General features: G+C 62.9%; 15 protein-coding genes. 11 read left to right on the top strand and 4 right to left on the bottom strand.

Going from position 1 to position 17,947, the window contains the following annotated elements; translation table 11 throughout:
• Positions 1–41 precede the first annotated feature (41 nt).
• Positions 42–326 carry a pyrimidine/purine nucleoside phosphorylase gene (locus GUY40_RS14910; RefSeq protein ID WP_166569683.1) on the top strand — a complete coding sequence of 95 codons (285 nt, stop codon included), beginning with the start codon at positions 42–44 and terminating at the stop codon, positions 324–326.
• 33 nt (positions 327–359) lie between these two features.
• Here GUY40_RS14910 and GUY40_RS14905 read toward each other — a convergent pair whose 3' ends face one another.
• Positions 360–2,144 (bottom strand): ABC transporter transmembrane domain-containing protein, encoded by a 1,785-nt coding sequence (locus GUY40_RS14905; protein WP_166569725.1) that lies wholly within the window; start codon positions 2,142–2,144, stop codon positions 360–362.
• A 260-nt stretch (positions 2,145–2,404) separates the two neighbouring features.
• Here GUY40_RS14905 and GUY40_RS14900 point away from each other — a divergent pair, with 260 nt between their 5' ends.
• Positions 2,405–2,578 (top strand): PA1571 family protein, encoded by a 174-nt coding sequence (locus GUY40_RS14900; protein WP_166569682.1) that lies wholly within the window; start codon positions 2,405–2,407, stop codon positions 2,576–2,578.
• A 463-nt stretch (positions 2,579–3,041) separates the two neighbouring features.
• On the opposite strand, the gene pdxB is transcribed toward GUY40_RS14900, so the two are convergent.
• The gene (gene pdxB / locus GUY40_RS14895; RefSeq protein ID WP_166569681.1) at positions 3,042–4,187 is read right to left on the bottom strand and encodes a 4-phosphoerythronate dehydrogenase PdxB; all 1,146 of its coding nucleotides are present in this window, start codon (positions 4,185–4,187) and stop codon (positions 3,042–3,044) included.
• A gap of 146 nt (positions 4,188–4,333) precedes the next feature.
• Here pdxB and GUY40_RS14890 point away from each other — a divergent pair, with 146 nt between their 5' ends.
• A complete protein-coding gene (locus tag GUY40_RS14890) occupies positions 4,334–5,719 on the top strand; it encodes an MATE family efflux transporter (RefSeq protein ID WP_166569724.1) in 1,386 nt (461 codons plus the stop codon).
• Here GUY40_RS14890 and tusA read toward each other — a convergent pair.
• Together tusA and rlmM are read right to left on the bottom strand one after the other, a co-directional pair.
• Complete coding sequence (gene tusA / locus GUY40_RS14885; protein WP_166569680.1) at positions 5,716–5,961, bottom strand: sulfurtransferase TusA; 246 nt, start codon at positions 5,959–5,961, stop codon at positions 5,716–5,718. The genes GUY40_RS14890 and tusA overlap by 4 nt on opposite strands.
• Positions 5,962–5,987: 26 nt before the next feature.
• Positions 5,988–7,061 carry a 23S rRNA (cytidine(2498)-2'-O)-methyltransferase RlmM gene (rlmM, locus tag GUY40_RS14880; RefSeq protein WP_166569679.1) on the bottom strand — a complete coding sequence of 358 codons (1,074 nt, stop codon included), beginning with the start codon at positions 7,059–7,061 and terminating at the stop codon, positions 5,988–5,990.
• A 258-nt stretch (positions 7,062–7,319) separates the two neighbouring features.
• Here rlmM and acnA point away from each other — a divergent pair, with 258 nt between their 5' ends.
• From acnA to gspG, 8 genes are all read left to right on the top strand, one after another.
• A complete protein-coding gene (gene acnA, locus GUY40_RS14875) occupies positions 7,320–10,061 on the top strand; it encodes an aconitate hydratase AcnA (RefSeq protein ID WP_166569678.1) in 2,742 nt (913 codons plus the stop codon).
• A gap of 260 nt (positions 10,062–10,321) precedes the next feature.
• Complete coding sequence (gene gbpA / locus GUY40_RS14870) at positions 10,322–11,824, top strand: N-acetylglucosamine-binding protein GbpA (protein WP_166569677.1); 1,503 nt, start codon at positions 10,322–10,324, stop codon at positions 11,822–11,824.
• 66 nt (positions 11,825–11,890) lie between these two features.
• A complete protein-coding gene (locus GUY40_RS14865; protein WP_166569676.1) occupies positions 11,891–12,406 on the top strand; it encodes a cytochrome b/b6 domain-containing protein in 516 nt (171 codons plus the stop codon).
• A 22-nt stretch (positions 12,407–12,428) separates the two neighbouring features.
• Positions 12,429–12,959 (top strand): type II secretion system protein N, encoded by a 531-nt coding sequence (locus GUY40_RS14860; RefSeq protein ID WP_166569675.1) that lies wholly within the window; start codon positions 12,429–12,431, stop codon positions 12,957–12,959.
• Positions 12,956–14,809: a type II secretion system secretin GspD gene (gspD, locus tag GUY40_RS14855; RefSeq protein ID WP_166569674.1), complete on the top strand. Its 1,854-nt coding sequence runs from the start codon at positions 12,956–12,958 to the stop codon at positions 14,807–14,809. The genes GUY40_RS14860 and gspD overlap by 4 nt, the downstream gene beginning before the upstream one ends.
• Positions 14,806–16,284 carry a type II secretion system ATPase GspE gene (gspE, locus tag GUY40_RS14850; protein WP_166569673.1) on the top strand — a complete coding sequence of 493 codons (1,479 nt, stop codon included), beginning with the start codon at positions 14,806–14,808 and terminating at the stop codon, positions 16,282–16,284. Before gspD ends, gspE begins: the two co-directional genes overlap by 4 nt.
• Before the next feature lies 1 nt (position 16,285).
• On the top strand, positions 16,286–17,494 hold the full coding sequence (gene gspF, locus GUY40_RS14845) for a type II secretion system inner membrane protein GspF (RefSeq protein ID WP_166569672.1): 1,209 nt from the start codon (positions 16,286–16,288) through the stop codon (positions 17,492–17,494).
• 18 nt (positions 17,495–17,512) lie between these two features.
• Positions 17,513–17,947: a type II secretion system major pseudopilin GspG gene (gene gspG / locus GUY40_RS14840; RefSeq protein WP_166569671.1), complete on the top strand. Its 435-nt coding sequence runs from the start codon at positions 17,513–17,515 to the stop codon at positions 17,945–17,947.

The following is a 17,947-nucleotide window of genomic DNA, read 5'->3' as shown; positions in this document are numbered from 1 at the left end:
CTGGCCAGCCTTTTTTGCCCCTTTTTCTCGAGGAATCGCCCATGTTCAAAGTCAACGAGTACTTCGACGGCACCGTCAAGTCGATCGCATTCGGCACCGCGCAAGGTCCGGCCACCATCGGCGTCATGGCCCCGGGCGAATACGAGTTCGGCACCGCCCAGCGCGAAATCATGCACGTGGTCTCCGGCGCCCTGACCGTCAAGCTGCCAGACAGCGACAATTGGGAAACCTTCGAAGCCGGCACCCGCTTCAACGTGCCTGCCGATTCCAAGTTCCAGCTCAAGGTCGCTGTCGACACTGCCTACCTGTGCGAATACCGCGGCTGATGCTGCCAGCCCTCTTGCTCCCGGCAAGAGGGCTCAGCCCGACCGGGCCAGCGTTGCCGGCGCATTGAACTGCAACGCCGCCAACCGCGCATACAAGGGACTCTGCGCCAGCAATTGCTGATGGGTGCCCACCGCTACCAGCTTTCCTGCCTCGATCACCGCAATACGGTCAGCATTCTGTACCGTCGCCAGGCGGTGGGCGATGACCAGGGTGGTCCGCCCGGCCATCAGTGTCGGCAAGGCTTGTTGAATCAAGTGTTCGCTTTGCGCATCCAGCGCGCTGGTGGCCTCGTCCAGCAACAGGATGGGTGCGTCCACCAACAACGCCCGGGCAATCGCCAGGCGCTGACGCTGACCGCCCGACAAGCCCAGGCCCGCCTCACCCAGTGGCGTGTCGTAGCCCTGGGGTAACTGCACGATAAAGTCATGGGCATGGGCAATGCGCGCCGCCGCCTCGACCTGCCCACGACTGACGTCGTCGCGGCCATAGCGGATGTTCTCTTGCACGGTGCCATAAAACAGCGCCGGGGTTTGTGCCACCAGCGCGAAATGCCGACGCAGGTCATGGGGGTCAAGCACCGTCAGCGGCTGGCCGTCGATCAGGATTCGGCCCTGTTGCGGGTCGTAGAAGCGCAGCAGCAAGTCAAACAAGGTCGACTTGCCCGCCCCCGAGGGGCCGACCAGCGCCAGGGTTTCGCCCGGTTCCACCGTCAGGCTCAACCCTTCGATGGCCCATTGGTCCGGGCGTGAGGGGTAGGCAAAGCTTACCGCCTCAAAGGCCATCGCACCGCTGACCCGGGCTGGCAACGTGCGCAGCCCGTACTCCGGCGGCAGGATGTCGCTGCGGGCCTGCAGCAGTTCACCGATGCGCTGGGCCGCACCCGCTGCACGCTGCAGTTCACCGATCACCTCACTGAGGGTGCCGAAGGCGCTGCCGACGATCAGGCTGTAGAACACAAAGGCGGCCAGTTCACCGGCGGAAATGCGCCCGGCGATCACGTCCATGCCACCGACCCAGAGCATCACCCCAACCGCGCCGAGCACCAGCAAGATCACCAGGGTCACCAGCCACGCGCGCTGGACAATACGCTGGCGAGCCGTGCTGAACGCCGCCTCGACCGTGTCGGCGAAACGTACACGGTCAGTGCGCTGGTGGTTGTAGGCCTGCACCGTCTTGATCTGGCCCAGCGTCTCGGCCACATAGCTGCCGACATCGGCGATGCGGTCCTGGCTTTGCCTGGAGAGGCTGCGCACCCGCCGCCCGAACACCAGGATCGGCACCAGCACCAGCGGCAGCGCCACCGCCACAATGCTGGTGAGCTTGGGGTTGGTCACGAACAGCAGGACGATGCCGCCAATGACCATCAGGCTGTTACGCAGAAACAGCGACAGCGACGAGCCGATCACCGATTGCAGCAATGTGGTATCGGCCGTCAGTCGCGACTGGATCTCCGAGGCGCGGTTATTTTCGTAGAAGCCCGGGTGCAACTCGATCAGGTGTTCGAAGACCTGACGGCGAATATCCGCCACGCAGCGTTCGCCGATCCACGACACCAGGTAGAAGCGGGTAAAGGTGCCGACTGCCAGTGCCAGCACCAGCAGCAGGAAGATCAGGATCGAACGGTTGAGCAACTCCGGCGACTGGGTCATGAACCCCTCGTCGACCACCAGCTTGATGCCCTGCCCCATCGACAGGGTAACGCCCGCGGTCAGCACCAGCGCCAATAGGGCACAGGCTGCCTGCACTCGATAGGGGCGAATAAAGCGCCAGCTCAAGCGCAATGCCTGGCGCTGGCGGGAAGACAGCAGATTGACCATCATCGAAGCGACCGCATCCGGAGTGTGACAGCCAGCCTACACCCGACGAGCGGTGTGGCGCGAGGAACTCTTGGGTGCCGAGTCCATCCGCCTGTATGAACCGACTGATGGTGCCTGGACCGTTTAGGTCTAATATTGGACTGGCAGTCAGAGTGGGATTCTGTTGGACTGAAGTGGCCGCGATGTTCCGTGACGGAGTGTCACACCGAATTCATCTTGCGGCTCTAGTCTGAGCTTATTACCTGATGAGGAGACAGGCCATGGGCTTGCAAAACAGCGCTGAAAAAAGCAAAACCGTGCCACAACAGCCGCAAAAGCCATGCGGCTCTATCATTGACGCGCAAGGGCGCGAGGTGGACATCACCCCTGAGATGATTCGCAAAGCCTGCGAGGACCTGGAAAAACAGGTGGTCAAGCCGGCTGACAAGAAATAAGCGACAACGAATTTTTCTGACTTGGCGCCTCTCGTTAGAGCGGTTTCAGCCGCGAGGGCCTGCGCAGCAGGCCCAATGCCGAAAGGTTTTTGTCGCTTGTGCTGGCCTCATCGCTAGCAAGCTCTGCTCCCACACCCCTCTCCAGTCCTGCCGAAATTGCGCGAGGTGCTTTTGATCCAGATGTAGGAGCAGGGCTTGTCGCAATGCCAGTCAGTTAAGGACCGGAGCACAGACGTCCATGTAGGAGCGGACCTGGCCGCGATGGGCCGCGCAGCGGCCCCAGAGGCCATTGGCATCTGTGATTGAGCCAGCGAGTGCAGGTGATTTCAGAATCGCCGGGGCCGCTTCGCAGCCCATCGCGGCCAGGTCCGCTCCTACACGGATTTCGGCGATTCATCCCTTAACTGACCGGCATTGGGGCTTGTCCTTATCGCCGCACCGCCGCGATAAGGACGCCGCGGTTTTACTGAATGATTGAGCACCCCAACGCCTTCACCAGCTTGGCCAACTGCGGCGCCTCCCCTTCGATTCGCACCTGCAACCCATCGATCTCGCGACGGATCGGATAGTGCTTGCGCAACGCATCGAAGTCAGCCTTCTGCAAGGCCGGGTCTTCACTCAGGCTGCGGCGGAAATCGGCGTCGTCGCGGCGCGGGTCGTACACGCTGCGGCAGAGCATCGCCAGGGCCCAGGCCGGGTCACAGTCGGCGCTCAGCGTCATCTGCGACAACCACGGCCGTGGCAGTACATCGGCCAATTGCAGCGCAGGCTGCTCGCCGCGCCAGGCGCACCAGGCCGCGTAGATCTGCGCGGTACCGCGTTGCTTGCCTTCCAGGCTGTATCCGGCAATGTGCGGGGTGGCCAGCACGCAGAGCTCGGCCAGGGCCAGGTCCACCAGCGGCTCTTCCTCCCAGACATCCAGCACCGCCTGCACATCGACGCGGTCGAGCAGCAGTTCGCGCAGGGCGGCGTTGTCCACGACCGGACCACGGCTGGCGTTGATCAGCCAGCTGTTGGGCTTGAGTTTTGCCAGGTTGCCGGCATTGAGCAGGTGCCAGGTCGGCGCATCGCCGCCGCTGTGCAGCGGGGTGTGCAGGCTGATCACATCGCACTGCTCGATGATCTGTTGCAGGCTGACGTAGTCCCCGCCCTCTCGTTCCGCCCGAGGCGGGTCACAGACCAATACGCGCCAGCCCAGGGCCCGCAACACGGTAATCAAGCGCCCACCGACCTCCCCGGCCCCCACCACGCCGTAAGTGCGCTGAGCCAGCTCGACGCCTTCGAGCTCGGCAAGCGTCAGCAGACTGCCGAGCACGTAATCCACCACACCACGGGCATTGCAACCCGGCGCGTTGGACCAGCGAATGCCGGCTTCTTCGAAGTAATCGAGGTCCAGGTGGTCGGTGCCGATGGTGCAGGTGCCGACAAACTTGACCCGGCTGCCTTCGAGCAAGGCCCGGTCGACCTGGGTCACCGAACGCACCAGCAACAGGTCGGCATCCTGTACGGCGGCACGGTCAATGGCGCGCCCGGAATAGCGGCGAACTTCACCGACACCGGCAAAAAAGGCGTCGATCAGGGGAATGTTTTCGTCGGCAACGATCAGCATGGCGGGCTCCTTTGAAGGCCAGCAGTGTAGGCGTTAATGCCCCGTGCAATCCAGCCTCGGCAGGAAGCGTTTCCTGACTCATGTGTCAAGGCGTAGACTAGGCGGTTTTCCGCACCTTTAATGTGGACACCTGCCTTGTGACACTGATGACCGCCGACACCTCCACCCCCCTCTCCCGCACTGCCCGGGTGCGCACCGAAGTGCGCGCGCTGCTGACCCTGGCCACGCCGATTATCATCGCCCAGCTGGCAACCACGGCCATGGGTTTTGTCGATGCCGTCATGGCCGGCCGGGTTGGCCCGCGCGACTTGGCCGCCGTGGCCCTCGGCAACTCGATCTGGGTACCGGTGTTTCTGCTGATGACCGGCATTCTGCTGGCAACCACGCCCAAAGTCGCGCAACGCTTCGGCGCCGGCCAGCATGCCGAGATCGGCCCGCTTGTGCGTCAGGCCTTGTGGCTGGCGGCAGCGGTCGGGATTGGCGCGACGCTGATGCTGGTCAATGCCGAACCGATCCTGCACCTGATGAAGGTCGACCCGGAACTGATCGGCCCGTGCATGCAATATCTGAATGGCATCGCCAGCGGCTTGCCGTCGGTGGCGCTGTACCACGTGCTGCGCTGCTGCAGCGACGGCCAGGGCCGCACCCGCCCAAGCATGGTGCTGGGTATCTGCGGGCTGATGTTGAATATCCCGTTGAACTACGTGTTCATTTACGGCCACTTTGGTGTCCCGGCCATGGGTGGAGTCGGCTGTGGCTGGGCGACAGCGATCGTGATGTGGGTGATGTGCCTGGGGATGGCCGGTTGGGTCAAATGGGCGCCGGCCTATCGGGCCAGCCAGGTGTTCAGCCGTTTCGACTGGCCGCAATGGGCGGTGATCAAGCGTCTGCTGAGCATTGGCTTGCCGATTGGCATCGCGGTGTTTGCAGAGTCGAGCATTTTTGCCGTGATCGCCCTGTTGATCGGCAGCCTGGGTTCAACCGTGGTCGCCGGCCACCAGATCGCTTTGAACGTCAGTTCGCTGGTGTTCATGATCCCGTACTCACTGGGCATGGCGGTGACCGTTCGGGTCGGCCAGGCGATCGGTCGCAACCAGCCGCGCGAGGCGCGCTTCGCCGCCGGGGTCGGCATGGCCGCGGCGCTGGGCTATGCGTGCCTGTCGGCCAGCTTCATGCTGCTGACCCGCGAACATATCGCTACCGTCTACACCGCCGACACCGAGGTGATCCGCATCGCGGCCATGCTGATCGTGTATTCGGCGCTGTTTCAGTTTTCCGATGCGATCCAGGTGACGGCGGCGGGCGCGTTGCGGGGCTATCAGGACACACGGGTGACCATGATCCTGACCCTGTTCGCGTATTGGGGCATTGGCTTGCCGGTGGGTTACCTGCTGGGCCTGACCGACTGGTTTGCCAGCGCCAGCGGCCCGAGCGGGCTGTGGCAAGGGTTGATCGTCGGCCTGACCTGCGCGGCGCTGATGCTGTCGGTCCGCCTGGCCCGCAGTGCGCGCCGGCGGATCCGCCAGGCTTAATCGAGCTTTTTGCGGATCCAGTACAGATAGATGCCGGCCTGTTCCTGTTGCTCGACCAGCTCATGGCCGAGGAACACGCAAAACTTGGGGATGTCGCGACGGGTCGACGGGTCCGTGGCGATCACCTTGAGCAGGCCGCCGGCCGCCAGATCCCGCACTTTCTGGTGCAGCATCATCACCGGCTCCGGGCAGTTGAGGCCGGTGGCGTCGAGTAAAGCGTCCTCTTTGAGGGTGTCAGGCATAACAACTCCGGTTCAGGAAATGCTCATCAATGGCTTGGGCGCGGCTTCATGTCCAGCCGACGCAGGTGACAGGTCACCTCTTCACGGTCGTGGTACAGCTGCTTGCAGCCAATCGAGACCTTGACGCCGCGGGCCTTGAAGCCGTCGGCAATACGGTCGAGCAGGCGCCGTACTTCGGCATAGCGCTGCTTCATCGGCAACTTCAGGTTGACCACCGCTTCGCGGCACAGCCCCTCGCCCAGCCAGGTTTCCAGCAGCGCGGCATTGCGGGCCGGCTTCTCGACGATATCGCAGACCATCCAGTCCACGGTCTGCTTGGGCTTGAAGGTAAAGCCGTCCGCCATCAAGTGCTGGACCAGGCCGGTGTCCATCAGGCTTTCGGCCATGGGGCCGTTGTCGATGGCCGTCACCAGCATGCCGCGGCGGACCAGTTGGTAGGTCCAGCCGCCAGGCGCCGCACCCAGGTCGACGCCGGTCATGTCGCCATTCAGGCGCGCGTCCCACTGATCCCGAGGAATGAAGTGGTGCCAGGCTTCTTCCAGCTTCAAGGTCGAGCGGCTGGGCGCCTCACGCGGGAACTTCAGGCGCGGGATACCCATCGGCCACATCGCCGAGTTGTCCGCATCGGCCAGGCCGACAAACACTTCCCGGCCGCTTTTGAAGGTCAGCAGCAGGCGCGGCCCGTTACCGTCTTCCTGCAATTTGCCAGCCTTGATCAGCGCCTTGCGCAGCGGCACTTCGAACTTGCGGCAAAAGGTGGACAGTTCTTTGCCGTCGTTAGTGTCGAGCACTTCGAGCCAGACGCTGGAGCAGGTCGGCAGGTTGCTCAGGTGCTCGAGCAGCACGCCGATACGGTCGCTTTCGGGCAACGGGACAAACTCACCGCGCGCCCACTGGCGAGGAAAAATCAGCTCGGCAAAGCGCAATTCGCGCATCAGCCGCTGCGGGCCCTCAGGCTCATGGCAGATAAATTCGGCGCAGGCGCTCTGGGGCTTGGCCTTGGCGTAGCCGGCGACGTTCAGTCGCGCCGCGTGGTCCGAGATTTCCGAGCAGACTTCTCCTTCGAAGCCCGGCCGGCAATGCATAAACAGGGTATTCATTCACCACTCCAGGACGGTCGCCGGCAAAACCTGTGCGACCTTGACCGAGCGCAAGCGCACCGGCCGCAAATCGGCGAATGATAAAGCAAGATCGGAACCTGCGACATGCCCCGCTGGTCCAGTAAATATTCGGTTCCGGCAATTAGGGCTAGCGTAGAACTGTTAAATGCACAAGGTCCGTACCGAGCGGACCGTCACTGAGGCGGTGAAGCAACGGCCCCGAAGAGGGTGATTCACCGATGCGGAAGGAGTTTGTCCATGCCCTCGCTCGATAGCCTGAAAACCCTCAAGACCCTGCAAGTCGATGCCACGCTTTACCACTATTTCAGCCTGGCCGAGGCTGCCCGGAGCCTTGGCGACCTGGCGCGCCTGCCCAAGTCCCTGAAAGTGCTGCTGGAAAACCTGCTGCGCTGGGAAGATGGCAAAACCGTGACCCGCACCGACCTGAGCGCCCTCGCCGACTGGCTGCAAAACCGCCGCTCAGAGCGGGAAATCCAATACCGCCCGGCACGGGTCCTGATGCAGGATTTCACCGGTGTTCCCGCCGTGGTCGACCTGGCCGCCATGCGCGCGGCCATGGCCAGGGCCGGTGGCGACCCGCAGCGCATCAACCCGCTGTCGCCGGTGGACCTGGTGATCGACCACTCGGTGATGGTGGACCGTTACGCAACCACCCAGGCCTTCAGTGAAAACGTCGATATCGAAATGCAGCGTAATGGCGAGCGCTATGCCTTTTTGCGCTGGGGCCAGAGCGCATTCAACAACTTCAGCGTGGTGCCGCCGGGCACCGGCATCTGTCATCAGGTCAATCTCGAATACCTGGGCCGCACGGTCTGGACCGCTGAAGCGGACGGGCGCACCTATGCCTTCCCGGACACTCTGGTCGGCACCGATTCGCACACCACCATGATCAATGGCCTGGGCGTGCTCGGCTGGGGCGTGGGCGGGATCGAGGCGGAAGCGGCGATGCTGGGCCAGCCGGTGTCGATGCTGATCCCTGAAGTGGTCGGCTTCAAATTGATCGGCAAGCTCCACGAAGGCATCACCGCCACCGACCTGGTGCTGACCGTGACGCAAATGCTGCGCAAGAAAGGCGTGGTCGGTAAATTCGTCGAGTTCTACGGCGATGGCCTGGCTGACTTGCCCTTGGCCGACCGCGCTACCCTGGCGAACATGGCACCGGAGTACGGTGCCACCTGCGGGTTTTTCCCGGTGGACGAGGTCACTCTCGACTACCTGCGCCTGACCGGTCGCCCGGCTCAGACAGTGAAGCTGGTCGAAGCCTATTGCAAGGCTCAGGGGCTGTGGCGCGAGCCCGGCCAGGAGCCGCTGTTCACCGACAGTCTGGAATTGGACCTGGGCGAGGTCGAGGCCAGCCTCGCCGGGCCAAAGCGTCCGCAGGACCGGGTCGCCCTGTCGAAGGTCAGCCAGGCTTTCAACGACTTCATCGGCTTGCAACTCAAGCCTTCCAGCAAGGATGAAGGCCGGCTGGAAAGCGAAGGCGGAGGCGGCGTGGCCGTCGGCAATGCCGACCAGGCCGGCGAGGCCAGTTTCGATCTCGAAGGCACCCAGTACAGCCTCAAGGACGGCGCCGTGGTGATCGCCGCCATCACCTCCTGCACCAACACCTCCAACCCCAGCGTGATGATGGCCGCCGGACTGGTGGCGAAAAAAGCCGTGGAAAAAGGCCTGCAGCGCAAGCCCTGGGTCAAGAGCTCGCTGGCGCCCGGCTCCAAAGTGGTCACTGACTACTATAAAGCCGCCGGGCTGAACCAATACCTGGACGCCCTGGGCTTTGATCTGGTGGGTTATGGTTGTACCACCTGCATCGGCAACTCGGGGCCGCTGGCCGAGCCTATCGAAAAGGCCATCACCCAGGCTGACTTGACGGTGGCGTCGGTGCTGTCGGGCAACCGCAATTTCGAGGGCCGCGTTCACCCGCTGGTCAAGACCAATTGGCTGGCGTCGCCGCCACTGGTGGTGGCCTATGCGCTGGCCGGCAGCGTGCGGATCGACTTGAGCGCCGAGCCCTTGGGTACCGGCAAGGATGGGATGGCGGTGTTCCTTCGCGATATCTGGCCCAGCGAGAAGGAAATCGCCGACGCCGTGGCACAGGTCGATACCACCATGTTTCACAAGGAGTATGCCGAAGTGTTCCAGGGCGATGCCCAATGGCAGGCCATCGAAGTGCCCAAGGCGGCGACCTATGTCTGGCAGGCGGACTCGACCTATATCCAGCACCCGCCGTTCTTCGACGACATCAGCGGCCCGCCACCGGCCATCGGCGACATCCACAAGGCACGCGCCCTGGCAGTACTGGGCGATTCGGTGACCACCGACCACATCTCCCCCGCCGGCAATATCAAGGTCGACAGCCCGGCCGGCCGTTACCTGCGCGACAAAGGTGTGGAGCCAAGGGATTTCAACTCCTATGGCTCTCGACGTGGCAACCACCAAGTGATGATGCGCGGCACCTTTGCCAATATCCGTATTCGCAACGAAATGCTCGGCGGCGAGGAAGGCGGCACGACCCTGCACATCCCCAGCGGCGAAAAACTCTCGATCTATGACGCCGCCATGCGCTACCAGGCTGAAGCCACGCCGCTGGTTGTTATCGCCGGCCAGGAATACGGCACCGGTTCCAGCCGTGACTGGGCCGCCAAGGGCACCAACCTGCTGGGGGTCAAAGCGGTGATCGCCGAAAGCTTCGAACGCATCCACCGCTCCAATCTGGTCGGGATGGGCGTGCTGCCCTTGCAGTTCCAGCCAGGTGAAACCCGCAAGACCTTGCACATCACCGGCCATGAGACCTTCAGCATCCTCGGGCTTGACCCGGCCAGCCTGCAGCCGCACATGAACCTGACCCTGCAAATCACCCGGGCCAATGGCATGCAGGAAAAGGTGACGCTGCTGTGCCGGATCGACACGCTCAATGAAGTGGAGTACTTCAAGGCGGGGGGGATTTTGCACTACGTACTGCGGCAAATGATTGCCGCTTAAACGTGTATGACGATGGCGCGTAAGTTGAATCAATCACGAAACAACTTACGCGCAAGTGCTGAAAATGCCAGTTAATATGCCATTTTGTTAATGATCGGACTTATACCACTCACATATGGATTTTTCCTACATCTTCTGGGAAATCACCCGATCTACACCGCCTCAAATAATCGTGATCCTAGCGGCCGCCCAGTTCCCTTGATGGGGAACGACCACGGCAAGCACGCCGTGGCCTAATCAGCCGGCCAAAGGATTACCTTATGACACCTAAAAACAATACGCGGGCGCTGCTTTGCGCACCGCTTGCACTGACTGCGGCAATCGCTGCCGGGCTGTCCGCCCAGCAAGCGAGCGCGCATGGCTATATCGAATCGCCAAAATCTCGCAGCTTTTCCTGCCACTCAACGGGTGGCTCTCTGAACACCGACTGTGGCCCTGTGACGTATGACTACCAAAGCGTCGAATACCAAGGCGATGGTCGCGACGGCATAGAGCACTACCCAAGCAAGGCCCAGTCCTGCCAAGGTTCCTTCACAGACTGTGGCCCAGCCAACGGCCATATCGCTGCTGGCGGTATGAACGGTTTTTCCAAAATCAACGAACAAACCGCAACTCGTTGGAACAAGACCACTGTTCAACCTGGTTTGAATGACTTCAAGTGGAAGTACACGATCGGCCACAAGACCACTAACTGGCAATTTTTCATCACCAAAAAAGACTGGAACCCGAACCAGCCGCTGACCCGCGACTCCTTCGAGTTGACTCCGTTGCTGACAGAACAAGGGAATGGCAACCCGGCCGGGTCAAGCACCACCCATAAAGTGAATATCCCGGCCGACCGCAGTGGCTATCACATCGTTCTCGGCACCTGGGAAATCAACGACACAAAAGCGACGTTCTACCAAGTGGTCGATGTCAACATTGAAAATGGTGACGTTCCTCCTTCCGAATGGAGTGATATCGGTGCCGTCGTTCCTGAAACGTTGAAAATTGGCGACAAGGTCAGTACCCGTGTATTCAGCGGTATTGGTGAACAGCATGATCGCCAGACTCAACTGACCATCTCTTCGACCGAACAGGGGCATGCCAGCCAGTGGCCGTTCGAGTTGGCCGAAAAGGTCAACCGCGCCAACCACGGCTACAAGATTGGCGAACTCAATAGCGAGGATGAAGTGGTACCGGTTCACGGTCGCAACAGCGTCTATACCAAAGCCGACAGTGATGTGACCCGGGTAGAGATCCTGAAAGAAGTCGTCGGTGTTCCAGGTGAATTGAAGCTGACCGGCCTCAAAGACAGTTATGCACTGGAGCAAGGCGCTGTCGATCTGCATTTCGGCGCCATGGCCTCGGGCGGTGTCTACACCCTCAACGCCACCCTGTTCAACAGCAAGGGCGAATCAGTAGCCTTCAAGCAAGGCGCCACCAGCGACAACGCCCCGCATTTCAGTCTGGCCGTCAAAGACGCCAGCGCCGGCAAATACGATCTGGTCGTTGTCGCTCAACCGGCCAAAGGCTCATTGATCCAGCAAACCCGCTCTCTGACGTTTACCGAAGCGACCGTGGGCGGTGACCACGATCACGTCTTCCCTGAGTCGCTGAGTAGCTACCGTGCAGGTACTACCGTGCTGCAGCCAAAAGACGGCAACATCTATGAGTGCAAACCCTTCCCTAACAGCGGCTACTGCATTCAGTGGAGCCAGTCGGCCACCCAATTCGAGCCGGGCACCGGTTCGCACTGGGAAATGGCCTGGACCCGCAAGTAACAGGTAACCGCGAACCCATGCGTGGCACTCCGGTGCCGCGCATCCGCGTTCATTCCGAGAGCATCAATGCAAACCTTCAAATACTCCCGGCCACGAGTGCTGCTGCACTGGTGTTTTGCCGGCATCATCCTTTGGACGACCATCAGCGGTTTTGGCCTGTCGCTGGTACAACTGCCTGAAGCGGCGGTCAATGCCATCCATTTCTTCAACGTGTCGATCACGGCCGTGGCCGTTCCGCTGTTCGTGGTCCGCTTGCTGTACCTGCTGATTCATCCCGCGCCTGCCACGCCCGGACACGTTGGCCGCCTGAACCATATGCTCATCACCGCCGGGCATTTTTCCCTCTATGCCTGCACGGCGCTGGTGCTGATCACGGGCGTACTGATGATGGACCGACCGATCGATATCTTTGGCCTGCTGCTGATTCCACAGCCGATCCAGCAGCCCGCCGTCACGGCCTTTTTCAATGCGGTGCACAGTGACAGTTGCCTACTGTTGGCGCTGCTGGTGGCCGGTCACATTGCAGCGGTCCTGAGCCACTCGCTTCGCGGTCATAGCGTGCTCAAGCGCATGTCGATCTGACCCTATGATAAACGTCCGTTCCATGTCCCTGCCCGTCTGGCTCTGGCGCCTGTCGTCGCCACGCTGGGGCATGGCGGCCGTCCTGGTGCTGCTTGGCTTCGGGGTCGTCTGGTTGAGCATTGATCTGTGGCAGCTGAACCGGACGTTGCGCACCCCAGCGCTGATTGCCCCGCAGGCTGTCGCGCCCCTCCCACCGGCGGCCGCGCTGGAGGCCGGCCCGATTGCCGCCTTGTTCGGGGCGCAGGTGCCGGGCCAGAGCCAGGACCGTCAAGCGGTACCGCTCACCTTGCTCGCGAGCCTTGTGGAAACCCGCCTGGAGCATTCTCGCGCGTTGATACAGGCGCCAGCGACCACGCGTTTCTACCGCCCCGGTGAGTCCCTGCCCGGTGGCGCATTGCTCAAACACATCGCCAGTTCCCATGTGGTCATCCTGCGTAACGGACGCGAACAGGCCTTGAATCTCAAGCCTGCACGCACCGGCCTGCTGAACCCCGTCCCCTCTGGCAACCCAACCCCGGCCGCCGTATCGCCCACTTCAAGAACCTCGCCATGAACCGATCAAGACTTACCACCGCGCTGCTGCTCGCCAGCGTCCTGCTGGCACCGCCCTTCGCCGTCGCGACCGAATCGCCACGGCAGTGGACCCTCAACATGCAGGACGCCGAGCTAAGGGACCTGGTCAGCGAAGTCGGGCTGATCACCGGCAAGACGATGCTGCTCGACCCGCGCCTGAACGGCAAGGTCAACGTGCAGTCGACCGTGGCGATGGACAAAGACGGGATCTATTCATTGTTCCTGAGCGTGTTGCGCAGCCACGGCTTTGCCGCCCTGGACCAGGGCGACCGGATTCTCATCCTCCCGGTGGCCGAAGCCAAGACTCGCGCCAACCAGCATTCCGTCGATGGCGGGGAGCAGTTTTTGACCCAGGTGCTGGCGTTGCACAACACCACGGCCGCCGAAATCGCCACCGTACTGCGCCCACTGGTGGCAGCGGACGCCTATATAGCGCCGTCGGCCAGCGCCAATGCGCTGGTGGTGTCCGACAGCGCCAGCAATGTGGCGCGCATCCGCCACTTGATCCAGGCGCTCGACGTTGCCGGTCACCAGGCCTTCAGCACCGTGGCGCTGGAGCACGCCTGGGCTGTCGAGGTGGCCAAGACCCTCAACGACAGCCTGGCCCGCAGCGGCGCCAACAGCCACAGCGCCAAGGCCGTCGGCGATGCCCGCAGCAACCGCCTGATCCTGTCCGGGCCAGCCCCTGCGCGCGAGCAGATGCAGCGCCTGGCCCGCAGCCTGGACGTACCCACCAACGCCAGTGAGCGTACCCGCGTGGTGCGCCTGCACCACAGCAACGCCAAGCAGCTGGAGGAGTTGCTCAACGGTATCGGTCAGCGCCTTGAGACGGGCAAGCGCGGCACTGAAAACAGCCAGGAAAGCACCTTGCTGGTCAGCGCCGACGAGCGCCAGAACGCGCTGGTGTTGATGGCGGACCCGGCACAATTGGCCATGCTCGACAACATCATTGCCCAGCTCGATCAACCGCGTGCCCAGGTGCTGGTGGAAGCGGCCATTGTGGAAGTCAGCGGCGATATCAAGGAAGCCCTTGGCGTGCAGTGGGCCGGTCGCTCCGGCAACCTGGCCGGTGCCATCAGCTCCGGGCTCGGTGACTTGACCATTGGCAGCCTGATCGGCAGCCAGGACGGCCTGCCCAACCTGCCGGACGGCGCGGTTATCGGCTTGGGCAGCCGTGATTTCGGCGCCCTGATCACCGCTCTCTCGAGCGACTCGAACAACAACCTGTTGTCCACCCCCAGCCTGTTGACGCTGGACAACGAGCCGGCCGAGATTCTGGTGGGCCAGAACGTCCCCTTCCAGACCGGCTCCTATACCACCGACGCCAATGGTTCGAGCAACCCGTTTACCACCGTCGAACGCAAGGACATCGGTGTCACCCTCAAGGTCACCCCGCACATCAACGACGGCAACAGCCTGCGCCTGCAGGTCGAGCAGGAAAGCTCGGAACTGGCCGCCGCCCCGGCCGGCATCAGCACCAGCGATGTGATCACCAACAAGCGCTCGGTCAAAAGCACCATTCTGGCCGACAACGGGCAAATCATTGTGCTCGGCGGCCTGATCAAGGACAACGTCAAGGTCCAGGTCAGCAAGGTGCCGTTGCTGGGCGATATTCCGGTGCTGGGCCGGCTGTTCCGCAGCAGCCGTGAGGTGACCGAGAAAACCAACCTGATGGTGTTCCTGCGCCCCACCCTGCTGCGCGGCAGCGACAGCAGCGACGCGGTCAGCAACCGTCGCTTCAACGACCTTCGCCAATTGCAGCAGCCCCAGGGCCGGCCGTTGCCCGCCAGCCCCCACGGGCTGTTCGACTCGGCCAACAACGCACCATGAGCGCCTCGCTGCCGTACAGTTATGCCCGCCGCCACGGCGTATTGCTCGATGCCGGCCCCGAAGGGGTCACGCTCTATTGCCGGGCCACGACGCCGCTGCCGATCCTGGCCGAAGTGCGACGCCATCAACAAGCGCACATCCCGTTGCAGGTGCTTGAACCGGGGCATTTCGACCAACGCCTGGCGGAGCATTACCGAGATGGCCAGGACAATGCCAGACAAGTCGCCGAAGGCCTTGGCGAACAGTTCGCTGAAGACCTGGACCTGGCCAGCCTGGCCGAGCAGATGCCGCAGACCGCCGACTTGCTGGACGAGCAGGCCGATGCCCCGGTCATTCGCTTGATCAACGCGATCCTGGCCGAAGCGATCAAGGCCAAGGCCTCGGACATTCACCTGGAAACCTTCGAAAAGCACCTGTCGGTGCGCATCCGCGTGGACGGCCTGCTGCGTGAGATCCTGCGCCCGCTGCGGGAGATCGCCCCGCTGCTGGTGTCGCGCATCAAGGTCATGGCCAGGCTCGATATCGCCGAAAAACGCATCCCCCAGGATGGCCGAATTGCCTTGCGCATCGCCGGCCATGAGGTGGATGTGCGGGTCTCCAGCCTTCCCTCGGCCCACGGCGAGCGCATCGTCATGCGCTTGCTGGACAAACAGGCCGGGCACCTGGACCTGAGCCGCCTGGGCATGAGCGATGCCACCCGCACCCGGTTGCATCAGGCCCTGCATCGTCCCCACGGCATCCTGCTGGTCACCGGGCCCACCGGCTCCGGCAAGACCACCACGCTGTACGCAGGCCTGGCCAGCCTCAACAGCCAGCAACGCAATATCCTTACCATCGAAGACCCCATCGAATACCACCTGCCGGGCATTGGCCAGACCCAAGTCAACAGCAAGGTCGACATGACGTTCGCCCGCGGTCTGCGGGCGATCCTGCGCCAGGACCCGGATGTGGTGATGGTGGGCGAGATACGTGACCGGGAAACCGCCGAAATCGCCGTGCAGGCCTCACTCACTGGCCACCTGGTGCTCTCGACCCTGCACACCAACAGTGCGGTCGGCGCGATCACGCGGCTGGTCGATATGGGCGTCGAACCTTTTCTGCTCAGCACCTCGGTCCTCGGCGTGCTGGCCCAACGGCTGGTTCGCGTGTTGTGTACCGCCTGCAAGGTGCCCCGCCCGGTTGATCGTGAAACCCTTGAGCTGCTCGGCAGTTGCGACAACCCGACACCCACCCTGTTTCAAGCCCAGGGCTGCCCGGCCTGCCAGCACACCGGTTACAGCGGCAGGCAGGGCATTTACGAGCTGGTGATGTTCGACGCGGCGCTGCGCCAACTGATCCATCGCGGCGCGGCCGAAGCCGAGCTGGTGCAGCAGGCTCGCCTGCAGGCAAGCAGCCTGTTTGCCGATGGTCGGGAAAAGGTCTTGCTGGGCCTGACCAGCCTGGAAGAACTGCTACGCGTCACCCAGGAAGACTGACATGGCCGCCTTCGAATATCTGGCGATGACCGAGTCCGGGCACAAGCAGCGTGGCGTAGAAGAAGCCGACAGTCCACGCCAGGTGCGCCAGCGCCTGCGCGAGCGGCAGCTTATTCCGCTGACGGTCAAACCGGCCCGCGCCAGACGCCAGGCCGGCAGTGTCAAGCACAAGGGTGGCCTTGGCAGCGCCGAACTGGCATTGCTCACCCGGCAGCTGGCGACGCTGGTACAGGCTGCCTTGCCGCTGGATGAAGTGCTGGCAGCCTGCGCCGCGCAAGCCGGCAAACGTCGGCTCACCAGCATGTTGCTGGCGATCCGCGCCAGGGTGCTCGAAGGTCACGGCCTGGCCCAGGCCATGGCGGATTTCCCGGCAGCCTTCCCAGCCTTGTACCGGGCCACGGTGGCAGCCGGCGAACGCTCGGGGCATCTGGATAAAGTATTGCTGCAACTGGCCAGCCATACCGAGGCCCGCCAGGCCGCGCGCCAACAGGTTCAGCTGGCATTGCTGTACCCCTGCATCCTGTTGCTGGCGAGTCTGGCCATCGTCGCCTTTCTGCTGGGCTTCGTGGTGCCGGACGTGGTCCAGGTATTTGCCGACAGTGGCCAGCAACTGCCCTGGCTGACCCGAGCGCTGATCGCCTGCAGTGCGGCGGTTCGTGATTACGGCGTGGCGGGCCTGCTGGTGCTCGGCCTGTCTGGCACCGCGGCCCTGGCGCTGCTGCGCAGCCCTCGATGGCGCCAGCGCTGGCACCGCCTGCAACTGCATATTCCCATGGTGGGCAATGTCATTCGTGCCAGCAACTGCACCCGCTTTGCCAGCACCCTCGGCATCCTCTGCAGCAGCGGCGTGCCCTTGGTCGACGCGCTGAAGATCGCCGCCGAAGTGGTCAGCAACCAACCGATCCGCCACGCCATGCAAGGCGTCGCTCGCAGCGTGCAGGAAGGCAACAGCCTGACCCGGGCCCTGGAAAACAGCGGCGGCTTCCCACCGATGATGCTGTACATGATCGCCAGCGGCGAACGCTCCGGGGAGCTGCACAGCATGCTCGAACGGGCTGCCCGCCATCAGGAACAACAGCTGGCCAACCGGATTGCCCTGCTGGTCGGGCTGTTCGAGCCGGCGACCCTGGTGTTCATGGGCGCGGCGGTGCTGCTGATCGTGCTGGCGATCCTGATGCCGATCCTCAACCTCAACCAACTCATCCACTGAATCCAGGCGGACACTGCTATGCCATACAAACACCGGCAACAGGGCTTTACCCTGATCGAAATCATGGTCGTCGTGGTCATCCTCGGCGTGCTGGCCGCATTGGTCGTGCCGCAGATCATGAGCCGCCCCGACCAGGCCAAGGTCACCGTCGCGCAAAGCGACATCAAGGCCATTGCCACTGCGCTGGACATCTACAAACTCGACAACTTCACCTACCCCGGCACCCAGCAAGGCCTGGAAGCCCTGGTCAGCAAGCCTTCCGGCAGCCCCGAAGCGCGCAACTGGAACCCGGACGGTTACCTCAAGCGCCTGCCGCTGGACCCGTGGGGCAACCCTTACCACTACCTGGTGCCCGGGCAGGACGGGCGGGCCTACGACCTGTTTTCGTTTGGTGCCGACGGTCGCCCCGGCGGCGAGCTGCTCAATGCAGACATCGGCAACGGGTCCCACTGA

This window comes from Pseudomonas sp. R5(2019) (assembly GCF_009905435.1).
In the GTDB taxonomy this organism is placed as follows: Bacteria; Pseudomonadota; Gammaproteobacteria; order Pseudomonadales; family Pseudomonadaceae; genus Aquipseudomonas.
This window is presented reverse-complemented; position numbering and strand designations above follow the sequence as displayed.